The sequence below is a fragment of the Streptomyces sp. JLBT605 genome, from assembly GCF_058215555.1.
In genome coordinates, this window is sequence record NZ_CM177087.1 from 3,918,689 (window position 1) to 3,935,256 (window position 16,568).

18 protein-coding genes and 1 pseudogene are annotated in these 16,568 nt (G+C 70.8%); 6 read left to right on the forward strand and 13 right to left on the reverse strand.

The window, feature by feature from the left end:
- Positions 1 to 18: 18 nt before the first annotated feature.
- The 6 genes and pseudogenes from AC4BDD_RS17045 to AC4BDD_RS17070 all read right to left on the reverse strand — a co-directional run.
- A pseudogene (locus tag AC4BDD_RS17045) lies at positions 19 to 550 on the reverse strand (DUF6879 family protein); the annotation flags it as partial.
- Between the two features lie 176 nt (positions 551 to 726).
- Complete coding sequence (locus AC4BDD_RS17050) at positions 727 to 1,062, reverse strand: hypothetical protein (protein WP_490686300.1); 336 nt, start codon at positions 1,060 to 1,062, stop codon at positions 727 to 729.
- Positions 1,063 to 1,296: 234 nt separating this feature from the next.
- Positions 1,297 to 1,530 carry a DUF397 domain-containing protein gene (locus tag AC4BDD_RS17055; protein WP_490686301.1) on the reverse strand — a complete coding sequence of 78 codons (234 nt, stop codon included), beginning with the start codon at positions 1,528 to 1,530 and terminating at the stop codon, positions 1,297 to 1,299.
- Between the two features lie 74 nt (positions 1,531 to 1,604).
- Positions 1,605 to 2,435: a helix-turn-helix domain-containing protein gene (locus AC4BDD_RS17060; RefSeq protein ID WP_490686302.1), complete on the reverse strand. Its 831-nt coding sequence runs from the start codon at positions 2,433 to 2,435 to the stop codon at positions 1,605 to 1,607.
- Complete coding sequence (locus AC4BDD_RS17065) at positions 2,432 to 2,953, reverse strand: DUF6879 family protein (protein WP_490686303.1); 522 nt, start codon at positions 2,951 to 2,953, stop codon at positions 2,432 to 2,434. Before AC4BDD_RS17065 ends, AC4BDD_RS17060 begins: the two co-directional genes overlap by 4 nt.
- Positions 2,937 to 3,143, reverse strand: coding sequence for a hypothetical protein (locus tag AC4BDD_RS17070; RefSeq protein WP_490686304.1), 207 nt, complete (start codon positions 3,141 to 3,143; stop codon positions 2,937 to 2,939). The genes AC4BDD_RS17065 and AC4BDD_RS17070 overlap by 17 nt, the downstream gene beginning before the upstream one ends.
- 234 nt (positions 3,144 to 3,377) lie before the next feature.
- Here AC4BDD_RS17070 and AC4BDD_RS17075 point away from each other — a divergent pair, with 234 nt between their 5' ends.
- Positions 3,378 to 3,890, forward strand: a complete 513-nt coding sequence (locus AC4BDD_RS17075) for a hypothetical protein (protein ID WP_490691806.1) — start codon at positions 3,378 to 3,380, stop codon at positions 3,888 to 3,890.
- Here AC4BDD_RS17075 and AC4BDD_RS17080 read toward each other — a convergent pair.
- Together AC4BDD_RS17080 and AC4BDD_RS17085 are read right to left on the reverse strand one after the other, a co-directional pair.
- Positions 3,874 to 4,077, reverse strand: coding sequence for a DUF397 domain-containing protein (locus AC4BDD_RS17080; RefSeq protein ID WP_490686305.1), 204 nt, complete (start codon positions 4,075 to 4,077; stop codon positions 3,874 to 3,876). The two genes, AC4BDD_RS17075 and AC4BDD_RS17080, sit on opposite strands and share 17 nt — an antisense overlap.
- Positions 4,078 to 4,088: 11 nt before the next feature.
- Positions 4,089 to 4,943, reverse strand: a complete 855-nt coding sequence (locus tag AC4BDD_RS17085) for a helix-turn-helix domain-containing protein (RefSeq protein WP_490686306.1) — start codon at positions 4,941 to 4,943, stop codon at positions 4,089 to 4,091.
- A 186-nt stretch (positions 4,944 to 5,129) separates the two neighbouring features.
- On the opposite strand from AC4BDD_RS17085, the gene AC4BDD_RS17090 reads away from it, so the two are divergent.
- Positions 5,130 to 5,561, forward strand: coding sequence for an ATP-binding protein (locus tag AC4BDD_RS17090; protein WP_490686307.1), 432 nt, complete (start codon positions 5,130 to 5,132; stop codon positions 5,559 to 5,561).
- 71 nt (positions 5,562 to 5,632) lie between these two features.
- Here the strand turns inward: AC4BDD_RS17090 and AC4BDD_RS17095 are convergent, their stop codons facing one another.
- The 3 genes from AC4BDD_RS17095 to AC4BDD_RS17105 all read right to left on the reverse strand — a co-directional run bounded on the left by AC4BDD_RS17095 (position 5,633) and on the right by AC4BDD_RS17105 (position 9,095).
- The gene (locus AC4BDD_RS17095; RefSeq protein WP_490686308.1) at positions 5,633 to 7,309 is read right to left on the reverse strand and encodes a transporter; all 1,677 of its coding nucleotides are present in this window, start codon (positions 7,307 to 7,309) and stop codon (positions 5,633 to 5,635) included.
- Entirely contained in the window at positions 7,306 to 8,085 is a 780-nt protein-coding gene (locus tag AC4BDD_RS17100) for an ABC transporter ATP-binding protein (protein ID WP_490691807.1), read from the reverse strand. Before AC4BDD_RS17100 ends, AC4BDD_RS17095 begins: the two co-directional genes overlap by 4 nt.
- Before the next feature lie 293 nt (positions 8,086 to 8,378).
- Positions 8,379 to 9,095: a bifunctional DNA primase/polymerase gene (locus AC4BDD_RS17105; protein WP_490686309.1), complete on the reverse strand. Its 717-nt coding sequence runs from the start codon at positions 9,093 to 9,095 to the stop codon at positions 8,379 to 8,381.
- A 389-nt stretch (positions 9,096 to 9,484) separates the two neighbouring features.
- Here AC4BDD_RS17105 and AC4BDD_RS17110 point away from each other — a divergent pair, with 389 nt between their 5' ends.
- Positions 9,485 to 10,873 carry an NsdA family TPR-like regulatory protein gene (locus tag AC4BDD_RS17110; RefSeq protein WP_490686310.1) on the forward strand — a complete coding sequence of 463 codons (1,389 nt, stop codon included), beginning with the start codon at positions 9,485 to 9,487 and terminating at the stop codon, positions 10,871 to 10,873.
- Positions 10,874 to 11,159: 286 nt separating this feature from the next.
- On the opposite strand, the gene AC4BDD_RS17115 is transcribed toward AC4BDD_RS17110, so the two are convergent.
- Entirely contained in the window at positions 11,160 to 12,062 is a 903-nt protein-coding gene (locus AC4BDD_RS17115; protein ID WP_490686311.1) for a hypothetical protein, read from the reverse strand.
- Positions 12,063 to 12,107: 45 nt separating this feature from the next.
- On the opposite strand from AC4BDD_RS17115, the gene AC4BDD_RS17120 reads away from it, so the two are divergent.
- Positions 12,108 to 13,529 carry a hypothetical protein gene (locus AC4BDD_RS17120; RefSeq protein ID WP_490686312.1) on the forward strand — a complete coding sequence of 474 codons (1,422 nt, stop codon included), beginning with the start codon at positions 12,108 to 12,110 and terminating at the stop codon, positions 13,527 to 13,529.
- 132 nt (positions 13,530 to 13,661) lie between these two features.
- Here AC4BDD_RS17120 and AC4BDD_RS17125 read toward each other — a convergent pair whose 3' ends face one another.
- Entirely contained in the window at positions 13,662 to 14,993 is a 1,332-nt protein-coding gene (locus tag AC4BDD_RS17125) for an ABC transporter substrate-binding protein (RefSeq protein ID WP_490686313.1), read from the reverse strand.
- Between the two features lie 171 nt (positions 14,994 to 15,164).
- Between AC4BDD_RS17125 and AC4BDD_RS17130 the strand changes: the two genes are divergently transcribed.
- Positions 15,165 to 15,611, forward strand: a complete 447-nt coding sequence (locus AC4BDD_RS17130; RefSeq protein WP_490691808.1) for an SCO4402 family protein — start codon at positions 15,165 to 15,167, stop codon at positions 15,609 to 15,611.
- A 32-nt stretch (positions 15,612 to 15,643) separates the two neighbouring features.
- The gene (gene purU / locus AC4BDD_RS17135) at positions 15,644 to 16,516 is read left to right on the forward strand and encodes a formyltetrahydrofolate deformylase (RefSeq protein ID WP_490686314.1); all 873 of its coding nucleotides are present in this window, start codon (positions 15,644 to 15,646) and stop codon (positions 16,514 to 16,516) included.
- Positions 16,517 to 16,568: the final 52 nt, after the last annotated feature.

The window sequence follows — 16,568 nt, forward strand, 5'->3', positions numbered from 1 at the left end:
CGGTCCAACGGTAAACGGCTACTGCGCTGAGTTCAGCCCCTCCTCGAACGTCTCACCGGGTACGGCGTGGTGCCAGGCCGCATCCCGCACTTGGCAGTACCGCACCACCTCGGCGGGCTCCGTGATCAGCTCGACGTCGATCAGGTTGTCGTCGTCATCGAAGTTGAGGAGCGCGACCAGCCTGGAGTCAAAGATCCAGAAGTCCTCTGCGGGAAGCCTCAGCTGGTCGGCGTCAGCGCGCCACAGGTTGCGGATGTCCTCGCCCATCGCCCGGTTCCGCTTCGCGGAGTACATGAGGTAACGCTGACCGATCGTGGGCGGGTTGTCGACGATCCGTACACGCTCGCACCGCTTGCCCTGATCCACCTGCGAACGAATCGTGTCGAAGAACGGGTGGTAGTTGTCCAGGGGTCCACCACCGGTTTTCAACGAACTCCTGGTAGCCAGGCGATGTCTCGTCGCTCGCGAATCGGCGCCTGGTCTCCAGCCGCCACGCGGTGTGCTCGAACTTCCCGAACAGGCTCCCGAACTCCTCCAGGTCGATGATCTCTGCCATGGTTCTGCTTCCTCTCGCGGGACAACCGTGAGCTACAGGATCTCCACTCACTGTGAGAATGTCGATGCATAGCCGACCGGCGTGTGAGAACAATCGAGAATATTGCTGGATGCGCCCAACTCTCCGTTCCTCGTGTTGAGTTCGTGCAGGTCGGGGAGTCGGGTGGACCCTCAAGGCCCCGAGTTGGCGCACGCCTGTCTCGCAGGACATGGCAACGAGTGATCGGTGTGGTTGGGCGAGCAGGTCACCAGGGCCACGGACAGAAACAGCGGCCGGGCAAGGTAGAAGCCCTGCGACACGTCGCCGCCCCACTCCAGGGTTTCAGCGGCCGACGCCACCAGCGCCCCCAGTCGACCGCTGCTCCAGTCCTGCCCGGTGAGAAACCGGGGTGCGTATTCCGCCAGTCGCTCGCCGAGCCACGCGGCCGCTTCTTCCGGCGAACCCCAGCTTCCCCTGATATGTCCAGACGGTTTGAGCAGCCAGTGCGCGACCTGGAGTGGAGGCACCTGGACTGTCCGCCACTCGGAGACGGCTCGCCTGTATCTCTGCACGACGTCCGTCGGAGACGTCGGCGTTGGTTCCTGGGCCGGCGGTGGCCGACGCATTGCCTCCTGGTCGAAGATCTCCTTCTCGCCGACCCAGAGGTAGCCATGGTGATGCAACGGCTCGTCCTCTCGGGGCAAGTGAGCGGCAGCCGCGACCCGCGAGGGCCGAGGCCGCCGCTCACAGTCGGGCGTGAGTCAGGCGGAGAGGCCGAAGCGGTTCGGGTCGATGCCCGCCGCGTCCAGTTCGGCCGTGGTGTACCTCAGCGGAGCCAGGTCGGGGCGCTTGCTGTCGCCGAGCGCCCAGGCGTCGGGCCCGATCTTGGCGAGCGTCACGCATGATTCGCCGTCCGGATGCGTGTTCCCTCCGCATGCCTTGGCGAACTGCGCTTCGTCGATGCTGAGGCCGTAAAGGTCGGTTCCGCTTCGCATGGTGTGCACCTCCGGGGGCGATGGCTGAACGGCGGTTTGCCGCTGCTCATCGTGAGGGCAATTCCGAGGCGGTTCTAGACGCTTTCCTCTTCCCTCAAGAAGTCGTCCCGGATGTCGGTGACAAAGGCCCGCATGTCTTCACCCGTAAGGGCCACGTGCTCAAAGCTCTCGAACTTGTCGGTGTACAGCTCGATGTCACGCAGTTCGCTCGTGGTGATCTCGGCGTGTGGGATCTCAACGATGACCAGGCGATTGTCGAAGAGCACGAATGACGACGTTGGAAGCCCCGGCATCCTCACTGACAGCGGTAGGACACCGATGGCGATGTTCGGCATTCTCGACATGGAAATGAGCTTGTCCAGCTGTGCGGCCATCATCGGCGCCTGGACAAGTTTCCATCGCAGAACGGATTCGGTGATCAGGAAGTGGAATCTACGCGCCCGATCGTAGACAACTTCCTGGCGCCGGAGTCGTGCCCCGACCATCCTCTCCAGCGCGTCATCGGTTAGCTGTGAACCCTGCTGGACGCCCCGCACATATTCCGGCGACTGAAGCAGCCCAGGAATGCAGGAGGGTTGAAATACCCTGAGGAGCGCCGTCTGGGCCTCTATCGCCCGGATATCTTCTTGACGCTTGTGGAGCCCGGTGCGCCGGTAGATGCGCCATGCTGTCGCCTCGGTGGCCACCTTCCGAGCCGCCTCGGTCAGCTGGGCCTTGACTTCCTCGGAGACTTCCAAGGCCGTCAGGATGCGCTCCACATCAATGACGCTCGGCGGCAGTACCTGGTTCTCGATCTTGCTGAGCTTGCTTGGAGACATGACGGCGCTGCGGGCCACGACTTTGGCCTGCTTCCCGCTGGCCTCGCGTAGTTCCCGCAGCGCCTTTCCGATTCCGGTGGGGTTCACCCGCGCTCGTGCCGCTCCCACCACTCGGCGAAGGGCACGGCATGGCTCAGCGCGACATCGCGTCGCTCCATCCACTCCGCTACGTCCGAGTGAGCCTCAGCCCCGAGGAACCTGCCGCCATCCCCATAGCTCATGGAGACCACGGAAGACTCGTCGAACATCCAGAAGTCCGGAACGCCTTCGAGTGGGTTCCGCTGTTCGGTGATGTCGAGGATGTGGAACTCCTCGCCAGCGATCGCGTTCTTCTGGTAGCCCCAGCCGAGTTCGAACCGCAGGTAGTCGGTCAACGGCCGGGCCAGGATGTGCACGCGGTACATGCGCTTCCCGGCGTCGACGTTTCTGCGGACCTCGTCGGCCCAGTCCTGGTTGTAATCGTCCGGCTGAGGCCTACCGGCCAGAAACGCGCGAAGGTTCTCGGGGTCAGAGGATCCGCTGTAGTCATTCAGGGTTTCCAGCCGGAAGGCCTCCCGCTCGAAGTCGTCGAAGAGCTTCTCGAAGTCCTCAGGTGAGATGTTCACGCGCGTACCTCCGGACGATGTCTGCGGGGATGCGGACTACCGACTCGCCGGCGGGAATCTCCAGCCCGGCCAGCGCTTCGGCGTCGTCCACGAGATAGCCCTGCACGAGTAAGTCCCCGGTGCCATCAATGGCGTACAGGGTTGCGCAGGTACCCTTCTCGCACTCCCCGACCAGCCGTGTCAGCGACATCCAATGCCCCTTGATCTGTGGTCTTCGGTTGTCTCCCGTTTGATGCTCCCGGGCTGGTGACGCCAGGGTCAAGGAGCGCCGGTTGAGAGAACGGGAAACGGGGTCGCGTGTCGGCTCAGGGCCGTGGGAGACGGTGTTCGCTCGGGTCATACCTCAGCGGGGTGCGCCCTCCGCCGCAAGGTGGAGACGTTCCGCCGTCATGGACGATGCGTGGCAGCCATGGCCAGGGCCAGCATGATCGTCATGACGACAGCGACCGCTCCGCTACCCGCCTGTTCCCCCGCGCCCGTCTGGGCCCGCCGCGCCGCCCACGCCATCGCCCTGTGCGCGGTCCCCTCCGGCCTCTGGCGCATCGCCATGGCGTCCGGTGTCTATGTCGGCTACAGCGACCAGGTGCTGCGCGATGTCTTCGACATACCGGGCTGGGGCATCGCCTACGTCGTCGGACTCTCTGTCCTCTCCGAGCTGGCTGCCCTCTTCCCCCTGTTGCTCGTCACCGACCGCTGGCGGCCGCTGAGCCCCCGTGCGCTCACCGCGGTCGCCTGGACCGCCTCAGCCATCCTGGTCCTGGTGGCGCTGTGGCAACTCGTCGTCGCCTTCACCGTCGAGAGCCAGACGTACATGACGGGCAGCACCGCGCACACCGTCTGGGGCTTCGTCTTCGCGCCGCTGTTCGCCATCCCCGCCCTGATGACCGCGGTGACCTGGTCGTACGCAAAGCGCCACCGGCCTACCGGTGACTGCTGAGGTCGTCGTACGACCCGGCCTTGATGGCGCGTATCAGGGTGCCGAAGGTGTGGGGGGTTGTGGCGATGACGACCTCGGGGTCGTCGCTCTCCCGTAGGGCCACTGTCCGATTGGCGGCGGCCAACTCCACGCATTCGCCATCCTCGTGAGAGAAGGAGGACTTCCGCCAGGTGAGCGCTGCGGTCATCGGAGTGCCTTTCAGAGATCTCGGATGATGGCATCGAGCAGGGTTCGCGACTCAGTCTCGTCGAGGGACACCGCGCGCACGCTGTCGAAGAGGGTCCGGAACCTGCTGAGGCGTGATTCGGCGTGCAGGAAGTCCATACCGAGCCCGGTGTCGATTTGAACGGTGTCGAGCTGTGGAACTGGGCCGCCCGTGAAGTGCATCGCATGGCCGGATCCGATGGGCTCCTCCACGTCGAAGGGAATCACTCGTACGGTGATGCTTGGGCGTTCACACAGCTCCCGCAGGTGCGCGAGTTGCGCACGGGCCACCTTCCGGCCGCCGAACCGCATCCGCAAGGCGGCTTCATGAATCACGGCGTCGTATGGCGGAGGATCGTCTCGCAGCAGGATCTTCTGGCGTTCCATGCGGTGAGCGATGCGTGCGTCCAGCTCGGTCTGCGGAAGTGACGGAATTGTGTATTCGAAGACCGTGCGGGCATAGTCCCGGGTCTGAAATGCGCCGGGGATATGCGTGATCTGGATGGTCCGCAGAAACGCAGCATGGTGCTCCATCTCCGCCAAGTCCCGCAGTGGAGCAGGGAGGATGCCCCGGTACTCCTCCCACCAGCCCTGGCCGCGCTGCTCGTGCGTCATGGCCGCCAGTGCGTCGATGAGCGCGGTGTCCCCGCACTGGTAGAAGGCCGCGATACGACGCAGGCGCTCCTCGCTGACGCCGAGGCGTCCCGCCTCGATGTGGCTGACCTTCGCCGGATCGATGCCGAGCAGCTTCGCGGTGTCGCGAGCGGTCACGCCGGCGGCCTCGCGCATCTTGCGAAGCTCGGCACCGAGGCGCTCCTGGCGGGCAGTTGGCGTGCTCCTCAGCGGCATGGCGTCCTTCCGTTGGGCTCTCACCGAGTGTGGCGCCCCAGCTTCCCACCGTTCAAATCGTTCGCGGGAACTTTGGGCGTCAAGGTTGCAGCGGGGCAACCCTGACTCCTACCGTTTGTGGTGCAGGCCACACGTGGCGTAGCGAAGCAACATGCTGCCCATCTCCGAAACGAGAGAAGCCACCGCATGGACAACCCCGGTATCGGCCAGGCCCATCGACCCCACGCGTACACCCTCTACTGTCCACCGCTGGACACCTCCCCCCGCATCGCCCGCGACTTCGTCCAATCCGTGCTGACGCGACTGCGCATGGACGCCTTAGCCGACGCGGCGACCGCGTGCACCGCCGAACTGGCCACCAACGCCTACCTCCACGCGCCGGGACTCGGTTGCCTCCTCTGGGTCGCGGTCGAGCCGGGGGAGGTGCGGGTCACCGTCTATGACGGGACCCGTGAGGAGCCGGTGATGCGGCCGCCGTGCTCGTCGCGGGAGGGCGGGCGCGGGCTGCGGCTGGTGGAGGCGTTCGCCGACGCGTGGGGGACGAGCCCCGGGGCACCGCTGGGGGTCGGTGGGCAGGAGGGCAAGGGGGTCTGGTTCTCGCTGGCGGCGCCGTCGTAACCGCCACAACAGACGGGGGCCGGGGAGGCGATCATCGCCCTCCCCGGCCCCAGCCATGCGCGCGCCGCAGGCTACTTGCTCACCGCCGTGAGGATCTCCGGCAGTCGGGCGGCCACTCGGGGCGCCGAGAGTCGCAGGCCCGCGAACGCCAGGCCCAGGCCGTACGCCGCGCCCAGGGGCAGGACCAGCCACAGCAGTTCGTGCAGGTCCGCGACGTGCAGCCAGATGGTGACGCCGAGCACCGGGGCGCAGAGCAGGGCGCCGACGATCATGCCGCCGAAGATGCTCATCACGGCCAGGCTGGACTGCGTCGGGTGGACGTTCTTGAAGCCGCTGTCCTGCGGGATCGTGTACGGGTAGAGGACGGAGGTCATCGCTCCGGTGCCCATCAGGGCGCCGAGCAGGGCGAGCGAGAGGCCGAGCGCCTCCGGGTACTCCTGCCACCGGTCCAGCAGGCCGGCCGCGCCGGTCACTACCAGCGTGGTGTACGGCACCGCCAGCAGGGCAATCGCCAGGGTGCGGCCGCGCAGTTCCAGGTAGGCGTCGCGGGTGGTGGTGATCGTCTGCGCCACCATCCAGAACGCCGAGGTGTCCTGCCCGAACTGGTTGTACATCTGCATGCCCAGCAGCCCGCAGGCCCAGCAGGCCGCGTAGATGCTGTCGTTGCCCTGGACCATGGAGACGACCGGGACCAGCAGTCCGACGGCCACCGAGGTGACCCAGCCGGACTTGGTCTTCGGGTCGCGCCAGCCGTAGCGGAAGGTCCGCAGCATGACGGTGCCGGTGCGGCCGGCGGGGAGCAGGCGGGCCAGGCCGCGGGCCTGGTCGCCCTTCGCGTCCGTGCGCGAGGCCGGTTCCTCGATGGCCTGGATGGTGGAGGAGTCGGCCGCGGTCATCAGCCGGCTGAGGCTGCGGTACCACCAGACGAGCAGCAGCACCAGCGCGGCGGCGGTCAGCGCGAGCTGGCCCAGCGCCGTTCCGTACGCGCCGTCGCCGATGCGCGAGACGGCGTCGACCGCGGAGGCGGGCGGCACCCAGCGCAGCACATCGGCGGCCGGTTCGAGCACGGACATTCCGTCCTCGCCGGACAGCTTCTCCATGCCGATGTTCACCAGCTGGAAGCCGACGGCGATGATCAGACCGCTGAGCAGCGCCAGGTCGCGGCCCTTGCGGCTGGTCAGCAGGCGCACGTTGGCGGTGGCGACGGCGCGGGCCAGGGCCACGCAGACCAGCAGGGCGAGCAGGACGGCGAGCACACCGGCCGCCGCGGCGGCGCCGCCGTGCGCGATGGCGATGACCGAGCCGAGGGCCATGGTCAGCGTGAACAGCGGGCCGATGCCGATCAGGGAGGAGAGCAGCAGGGCGACCATCAGCGGGCCCGGCCGCAGCGGCAGCATCACCAGCCGGGACGGATCGAGCGTCTCGTCGCCGCTGGAGAAGAACAGCGGCATGACCGCCCAGCCCAGGGCCAGGACGGCGATGAGGCAGACGGACAGCGCGGCGACGTGGTCGTGGCCGCGCAGCGCGATCAGCCCGAGCAGCTGGAGCGCGGCGAACAGGGCGGTCAGCACCATCGAGGTGACGTACATCGTCTTGCGGCGGGAGGACTGCCGCAGGCCGTTGTTGAGCAGCGCCAGCTTCAGCCGTACGAAGACGGGGACGGTGACGGAGACCGGTATCCGCGGGGTGCGCGCGGCCGCCGCCGGGGCGGTGGGCGCGGAGGCGGGCGTCGGGGCGGTGGCGGTCATCGGGCGCCGCCGCCGAGCCAGTCGAGGTCGTGCCCGGCGCCGCGGTTGCCCGCGCCGACCAGCTCCAGGAAGGCCTCCTGGAGCGAGGCCGCCTCGCCGCGCACCTCGGCGAGCGTGCCCTGGGCGCGGATCCGCCCGGCGGCCATCACCGCCACCCAGTCGCACAGCGACTCGACGAGCTCCATCACATGGGAGGAGAAGACGACCGTGGCGCCGGAGGCGGTGTAGCGCTCCAGCACCTTGCGGATGGTCTGCGCGGAGACCGGGTCCACGCCCTCGAACGGCTCGTCCAGGAAGAGCACTTCGGGGTTGTGCAGCAGGGCCGCGGCCAGCCCGATCTTCTTGCGCATGCCGGTCGAGTAGTCCACGACCAGTTTGTGCTGAGCGGCCGACAGGTCCAGCACGTCCAGCAGTTGGGTGGCGCGCTTGTCGACCTCGTCGCCGGGCAGCCCCCGCAGCCGACCGGTGTAGGCGAGGAGTTCGCGGCCGGAGAGCCGCTCGAAGAGGCGCAGGCCCTCGGGGAGGATCCCGATCCGGGACTTCACCGCGACCGGGTCGGCCCAGACGTCATGGCCGGCGATCTCGACGGTGCCGGAGTCCGGGCGCAGCAGCCCGGTGACCATGGAGAGTGTGGTGGTCTTGCCCGCGCCGTTGGGGCCGACCAGGCCGATGAACTTCCCCGCGGGCAGCGCCAGATCGATGCCCGCTACGGCGACCTGCTCCCCGTAGCGCTTCCACAGGCCGGAGATGCGGACCGCCGCCTGGCCCTCCGCCACCTGGCCTTCCGCCGGCCGGCTCTCCGCTGCCCGCTGTTCCGCCGCCCGGTCCGCTGCCGTCTGTTCGTCCCCCGCCGGGTGCTGCCCTATGTTGCCTGGCTGCTCTGCCACCGATGGTGCCCTTCGCCGTACCTGCGAGGGCCGGTCGCGCCCCCGTCCGCCCACACGATACGGGCGCGGGCACAGCGGCCCAGGGCGGAGTCCAGTCTTCCGTCTACCGCGAATTGCGCCATAGAGGGGAAAATCCCGGCCTTCCGGAGCGGGCGGGATGGAGCGGGGCGTGCAGGTCGGGCTCAGCGCCCGCAGGCGTACGCCAGCGCGCTGACCAGTTCCTCCGCATCCGGCAGCCAGCGGTTGGCGACGGTGGGGCGGCGCGCCCACTGCACCGAGCCGCGCGAGCCCACCCGGGTCGGGGGCGCGAGCACGTAATCCCCTTCGCCATGGGCGGTCAGGTCGACCGAGGAGGGCGCCCAGCCCAGCTTCCGCACCAGCTCGGGCAGTTTCGGCGCGGCGCCGGGCAGCACGAAGAAGTGCATCCGGCGGTCCGGGGTGGAGGTGACCGGGCCGAGCTCGACGCCCATCCGCTCCATCCGGGCCAGCGCCAGGCAGCCCGCGCTCTCCGGGACGTCGAGGGTGTCGAAGGTGCGGCCGGTGGGCAGCAGGATGGACGCGCGCGGCGTACGGCCCCACATCCGGCGGGCCGCGACCGCGCTCCCGGTGGCCTGCGACTCCCAGTCGTCCCGGGCCGGATGGGCGCCAGGGGAGGGGCAGTCGGGAGAGCCGCAGGAGCACCGCTCCATGCCCGCCCCGGCCTCCAGCCAGGTGCCCGGGCACACGTCCCAGTGCCGCTCCTCGGCATACCGGGCGGCGGTGTCGGGCAGACGCTCGCCACCCTGCTTGGGGATCTGGACCTGCGTCCGGTCCTGGCCGGCCTGGCTCTGACTCCGGCTCCGCGGAGCTTCGGTGACGTCCCTGGTGTCTTCCACGCTGAACTCAACTTTTCCGGTCATCAGGGGTTACGGGCCGGGGCAGGGCATGGCGGGGGGCAACGCCAGATCACGCGGGGCGCATGGGTGCATGGATGGGGGCGCGCGCGGTGGGGCGGCGGTAAGCGGGTAGCCACTTTCCGTGATGGGGGGTTGGCATCTCCCTTGAGGGGCCCTGGAGGACCGAGGGGCCTTCGAGCGGAGTTGGGCCGTCGGCCGCACTGCGAAACCCTGGGCGGCCTCGGCTTTCCCCGTCGTGCCTGCCTTGCGCCGCATCCGGGATGCGGTGGATCGACTACCGCACGATACGGGTGAATACGGTCAAGGTCTCGCATTCTCCGTATATCCGCTGGGCAGTGACCACCAGGGACGGCGTTCGTCCTGAACGCACAGCAGTCACAGGGGGTAGAGCCATGGCCGCTAGGCCGCTTGTGGCGCGGCAGCCGAACGAGAGGCTGCAGGCGCTCATTCAGGAGGCCGGCTGTTCCAACGCCGGTCTGGCACGCCGCGTGAACATGTGCGGGGCCGAGCACGGCCTCGATCTGCGCTACGACAAGACATCGGTCGCCCGCTGGCTGCGCGGTCAGCAGCCCCGGGGCCGGGCGCCGGGGATCATCGCCGAGGCGCTCGGCCGCAAGCTGGGCCGTACCGTCACCATCGACGAGATCGGGATGGCCAACGGCAAGAACCTCGCCTCGGGGGTGGGCATGCAGTTCTCGCCCACCGTGCTCGGCGCCATCGAGCAGGTCTGCGAGCTGTGGCGCAGCGACGTCGGCCGCCGCGACTTCCTCAGCGGGACGACGGTGGCCGCCTCCGCGCTGGTGGAGCCCAGCCGCGACTGGCTGATCACCGGGCCGGACTCGCAGGTCGCGCGGTCCGCCGGCGCCCGGGTGGGCCGGTCGGACGTCGCGGCGGTACGGGCCACCACCGACGCCATCGTGGAGCTGGACCACAGTTACGGCAGCGGTCATGTACGGCCGGTCGTCGTCCACTATCTGAACAGTGTCGTCTCCGGTCTGCTGGCCGGCTCCTATCGCGAGGCCGTCGGCCGGGAGCTCTTCGCCGCCGTCGCCCGGTTGACCGAGCTGGCCGGATACATGGCGGTCGACACCGGCCAGGCGGGGCTCGCCCAGCGCTACTACATCCAGGCGCTGCGGCTCGCCCAGGCCGCCGGGGACCGTGGCTACGGCGGCTATGTGCTGGCCGCGAGCATGAGCCATCTCGCCGCCCAGCTGGGCAATCCGCGCGAGATCGCGCAGCTGGCGCGGGCCGCGCAGGAGGGGGCGCGCGGCCAGGTGCCGCAGCGCGCGGAGGCGATGTTCCACGCGGCCGAGGCGCGCGGGCACGCGCTGATGGGCGATCCGCGCGCCTGCCAGGCGGCGTGCGGCCGGGCGCTGGACGCGCTGGAGCGCGCCGAGGCCAGGCCCGACTCCGGTGACGAACCGCCCTGGATCCGCCACTTCGACCGGGCCTACCTCGCGGACGAACTCGCCCACTGCCACCGCGACCTGGGCCAGGCCGAGCCGGCCCGACGGCGGGCGGAGGAGGCGCTGGCCGGGCTGCCGGAGGAGCGGATGCGGCGACGGGCGATCGCCACACTGCTGCTGGCCACGGCACAGGTGCAGCAGCGGGACGTCGAGCAGGCGTGCCAGACCGGCGCCCGCGCGGTGGAGCTGCTGGGCCGGCTGCGGTCGAGCCGTGGCACCGAGTATCTGGACGACTTCACACAGCGGTTGGAGCCGTTCCGTCACGAGCCGGTGGTACGGGAGTTCGGGGCGCGCCTGGAGGTGTACGCGGCGTGAGGGGGGAGTTGGTGCGTTGGTGACCTGGCACGCGGGGTAGGGACGGCAGCCGTACGCCGCGTGAGGGGGCGGCCGTACGCGGCGAGCGTGGGTGGGCACGTGCTGTGACGCTGGGGCGGGGAAGCGCGTACGAGGTGATTGCGGGTCTTTGTCTGTGACCTTCGACGGGCGTGCCCCGCCCCGGCGGTGCACCGCTTCGGGACCGGGTAGCGTGAGCCGACGATTCGTTCAGTTCCGCATATTCATAGGAGTCCCGGTGACGCAGAGCGGACAGGGGAACGAGCCGCTACCTCCTGCGGCCCCGACCGCCCATGAGGGCGTCGTGCTGCCCGCTCACGGTGACCAGTGGGCCCCGGAGCAGCACGCGGCCCCGTCCGGCGGCCAGCCGTGGGGCCAGCCCTGGGGGCCGCAGGCCGAGGGGCCGGCGTCTCCGGCGCAGGCCCCGCACCCGCCGCACGCCCCGGGACAGCTGCCGCCCGCGCAGCCCGTCGGCGGCGCCGCTGCCGGTGCGGCGTATGGCCAGCCGCCGCTGCCGCCGCAGCCCCACGGGCTGCCGCACCAGGGATTCCCGCAGGGCGCCGCCCCGGAGGGCACGCCTCCGCATGGCCTGCCGCCGCAGGGCGCGCCGTTCGCGCAGCAGGCCCACCCGGGCCCGGCCCCGTACGGCCAGCAGCTCCCGCCTGCCCAGGCTGGGCAACCCGCTCTGCCGGGGCAGCCGGGCGCGCCCGGCCCGCAGCAGTCGCTGCCCCCGTTCGCACCCTCGCCGCAGGGCGCGCCGCACGGCCTGCAGCTCCCGCCGCCGCCCCCGGGGCAGGCCCCGGGCCAGCCGGGCGACGGCCAGGGCCCGTCCGGCCAGCCGTTCCCCGGCCGGCAGCCGGGCCAGGACGGTCAGGCGTTCCCCGGCCAGCCCTTCGCGGGCCAGCAGCCAAGCCAGGGCCAGCCGTTTCCCGGGCAGCAGCCGTTTCCCGGGCAGCCGGGCGACGGCCAGGCGCCGTCCTCCCATCCGGGCCAGGGGCAGCCGTTCCCCGGGCAGCCGGGTCAGGGCCAGCCCTTCATGGGCCAGCCGGGCCAGGGCCAGCCGTTCGCGGCCCAGCAGTCTTTCCCCGGCCAGCAGCAGGCGGGGCAGTCTTTCCCCGGCCAGCCGGGCGAGGGCCAGCCGCCGCACGGCCAGCCGCAGGCAGGGCAGCACGGACCGCAGGCCGGGCCGCCGCAGGCCGGGCCGCAGGGGCAGGGGGTGGCCGCGGGGCCGCCGCTGCCGCGACTCGCGCCGCAGCCGCCCACCGCTGGTGCGCCGGGCGCGGGTGAGCAGACCCGGATGCTGCGGCCGATCACCGCGGACATGCCCGCCCCGACGCCCGGCTCCGGCCCGATGTCCGGCTCCGGCCCCGCTGCCGCGCAGGGCAGCGACGCCGAGGAGACCCAGCTGATACCCCCGGTGCCCGGAGGCACCGGCGGCTCGATACCGCTGCCCCCGGAGGGCGCCCAGGGTCCGGCATCCGGCCCGGCGGCCCCCGGTGGGCACAGCCAGGCCCCCGTCGGCCCGTCGCCGCAGACCGGCTCCGTACCGCTGCCGCCGGAGAGCGGCTCGGGGCGGCGCCGCAAGCCCGAGTCGCCGGCCGAGTCGACGACCCAGCTGCGCGCCATCCGCCCCCAGGCCCCCAAGACGCCGCAGGCCGGCCCGATGCCGCCGCACGGCGCGGCGCCCGGTGCCGCCGAGGAGACCCAGGTGCTGCCCGGCCCGGTCCCGGCGCACGGTGGCCCTGGCGCTCCCGGTCATGGCGCGGCCGCGCCGGGTGGCCAGCAGCCGCCCCGTCCGCCGGGCGCGCCCTTCGGGATCCGCCCGGGCCGGCCCGAGGACCGGCAGCCCCCGGCGGAGTTCGACGGGCTCTTCCGCGCCGACGGCGCCGGGCCCGCCGCCGGATACCAGCCGGCCGACTCCACCCAGCAGCTCCCGCTCTACGACGACTCGATGGAGCCGCCCACCGGGCCGGCGGACTACGGCAACGGTGGCGGCGGCTCGCCCCGCCGCAAGCGCGGCCTGGTGATCGGCGCGGTCGTCGCGGCCTGTGCCGTCGCCGGGCTGGCGGCGGGCGCGGCGCTCAGCGCGGGCGGTGACGACGACAAGGACGACGAGGGCCAGAAGACCGAGGTCAGCTCGGCTCCCACCACCCCGTCCCAGAAGCCGTCGCCCACCGCCGACCCGGTGGAGGAGCAGGCCAAGGCGTTGGACACGCTGCTCGCCGACAGCAACAACAGCCGCGCCTCGGTGATCGCGGCCGTCGCCAACATCAAGAGCTGCAAGGATCTGACCGCCGCGGGCCAGGACCTGCGCACCGCGGCCCAGGACCGCAACAACCTGGTGACCCGGCTGAGCCAGCTCTCCGTCGACAAGCTCCCCAACCACGCGCAGCTGACCCAGAACCTCACCAAGGCGTGGAAGGCGTCGGCCTCGGCGGACAACCACTACGCGGCGTGGGCCGGGCAGGTCAAGGGCAAGAAGGGCTGCCACAAGGGGCAGGCGCGGCGCACGCCGCAGGCCACCGCGGCCGAGCGGTCCAGCGTCCAGGCGACTGCGGCCAAGGAGAAGGCCGCCACGCTCTGGAACAGCATCGCCACGAAGTACGGGCTGACCCAGCGCAAGGCCACCGACCTCTGACGGCCGGGTGACCGATGACGGGAGGCCGGCCGCGGCACGCACCGCGGCCGGCCTCCCGTCATGTCGCCCGTCGCCGTCCCGTCCCGCACGCCGTCATGGGCCGTCACGCCGCGGACGCGGTCAGCCGGGCGGTCAGCTCCGCTTGGTGTAGCGCTCCAGCGTCTCCCGGATGTCCACGAAGCCGTCGCGGACGGCCACCAGCCGTCCCTCCCGCACCACCTGGTAGGTGACGTTGGCGTTCACGATCCGCGGATACCGGTGCACGGCCATCTTGTCGCCGATCCCCCAGCGCAGCACCGGGGTCAGCCCGCCGGTCTCGACGGCGAACCCGCGGTCGAGTTTCTGCCGCACGGTGTCGGCGTCGATGTCGTCCGGGTCGATCGAGAGCAGCACGGACCGCAGCACGGTGTAGGCGATCCAGGTGGTCTGCGAGCCGGGGTCGGCGGAGTCGATCCGCACGTCGTCGAAGGCGTACCGGTCGATGACGCGGTGCATGGCGTCCCAGCGCGAGTCGTCCGCGGCCGGGTACCAGCCGGTGGCGTACGCGCCCTCCAGCGCGCTGTCCTTGCCGCCGGTGCTGTCCACCAGGGACTGCCGGACGCTGCCGAGGACGGAGGCGATCCGGACCTTCGGGTTCGCCTCCTGGAGGCGGCGGAAGGAGTCGAAGAAGGTGTTGGTGCGCTTGCCGAGGGCCGCGGTGACACAGGAGCGGCTCAGCTCGGCGCCGTCGGCCGAGGCGGTACCGCGCACGGCGGCGTCGGCGCCCACGCCGTCCAGCGCGCGCTGCGCCTGCCGGGTGTAGTCGGAGGCGTCCTCGGGCGCGCGGACGTCGGTGGCCGGGCGGCGCTTGCCCGCCGCGAGCCCGGCGTCGAGCAGGTCGGGCAGTTCGTCGCCGGCGATGGTGTCCGGCCGGACCAGCGAGACGCGGTCGCAGACGGACGCGAGCTGGCGGCCGTTGCCCGCCAGCAGCGCCGCCTGGCCGCCGTTGACCGGGTACGACACGGGGCTGGTGAACTCGTCCTCGGAGAGGCCGTAGCCGCCGATGTAGGGGATTCCGGAGACCTCCAGCGGCGCCATGAAGGACCGCCCGTACTGGCTGTAGGAGCCGACGACGGCGACCGCGCCCTCGTCGGCGGCCTGCTGGGCGCAGCGGGCCGCCTGCACGGTGTCGTTCCGCTCGTTGCAGGAGATGACCCGCAGCTCGCGGCCGTGGATGCCGCCGGTGTCGTTGACCCAGCGGGCGTACGCCTGCGCCATGGCCGGCATGCCCGGCATGTTGGTCGCGTTGGTGTCTTCCGGCGCCCAGGTCATCACCACGATGGGCTTCTTGCCCGAGGCACCCGCGGCCCCCGGGAGCGACCCGCAGCCGGCTATCAGCGTGGCGCCGACGGCTGCGGAAAGGGCCGCGGCAGCCGCGCGGAGTGGACGGGAGGAGGGGCGGAGCCTTCCGAGCCTTCCGGTCATGCCCCGGGAGCCTTCCGGCCACGCCGGAACTCACGTCCTCGGGAAGTTTGACAAAAGGTGTCCTTGTGGTGAATTGCGGGGGCCGCGACCGGCCCGTCTGTGAAGAACGTACGATCGGTCACCGTGCAAGGTTCGGAGAAGTCTTCCCGTCGCGCCCGCCGCTCGACCACCATGGGCGCCATGCCGCTCAATGACATGCCGTGGTGGCGCTGGCGCTGCAATGTGCGCTCGGCGCTGCACATGCTCTCCGACCCGGTCTTCCAGCAGGAGTGCTGGCTGGCCGGACAGGACGGGTACGGGGACGTGACGGATGCCGTCTACCGGCTCGTCGAGGACACCTGGCTGGACAACTGGTCCGCCGAGAAGTACGTCGGGACGATATTCCGCGACTCACAGGAGGCCGCGCTCGTCGATGTGGCCGTGCTGCGGGTGCTGCGCATCATGCACCAGGTCGGTGCGGACGCCCCGGTCTCGGCCTACCTGGAGCACCACGGCTGGCCGGAAGCCGTCCGGGCCGCGCGCGAGGCCCATGTGCGGCTCGCGGGGAACGACGGCGAGGACCCCGACGTGCCCCCGCACTCGCTCCAGGTGATCGCGATCATGACGCGCGCGGTCTGACCGTCTCCGCGGGTGTGCGACGCTATGGGGTCATGAGCGAGCCGCGATCTGCCGTCCCCGACCAGTACATCCTCACGCTGTCCTGCCCTGACAAGCAGGGCATCGTGCACGCCGTGTCCAGCTATCTGTTCATGACCGGCTGCAACATCGAGGACAGCCAGCAGTACGGGGACCGTGACAGCGGTCTGTTCTTCATGCGGGTGCACTTCCGCGCCGAGACGCCGGTCTCGCTGGACAGCCTGCGGGCCAGCTTCGCCGCGGTGGGCGAGTCCTTCCAGATGGACTGGCAGCTGCACCGGGCCGACCAGAAGACGCGGGTCGTGCTGATGGTCTCGAAGTTCGGTCACTGCCTGAACGACCTGCTCTTCCGCACCCGCATCGGGGCGCTGCCGGTGGAGATCGCGGCCGTGGTGTCCAACCACACCGACTTCAAGGAGCTGGCGGAGTCCTACGGGGTGCCCTTCCACCACATCCCGGTCACCAGGGAGACGAAGGCCGAGGCCGAGGCGCGGCTGCTGGAGCTGGTGCGCGCCGAGGGCGTCGAGCTGGTGGTGCTCGCCCGCTACATGCAGGTGCTCTCCGACAACCTCTGCAAGGAGCTGTCCGGCCGGATCATCAACATCCACCACTCCTTCCTGCCGAGCTTCAAGGGCGCCAAGCCCTACCACCAGGCGCACGCCCGCGGCGTGAAGCTGATCGGCGCCACGGCGCACTACGTGACCGCCGACCTGGACGAGGGCCCGATCATCGAGCAGGAGGTCGAGCGGGTCGGCCACGAGCTCACCCCGGACCAGCTGGTCGCGGTGGGGCGCGATGTGGAGTGCCAGGCGCTGGCGCGGGCGGTGAAGTGGCACAGCGAGCGCAGGGTGCTGCTCAACGGCGCGCGCACCGTCATTTTCTCTTAGTGGGGCGCCGCCCCACACCCTCCCCCAGACTTCGTCCGGGGGACCCCCAGCC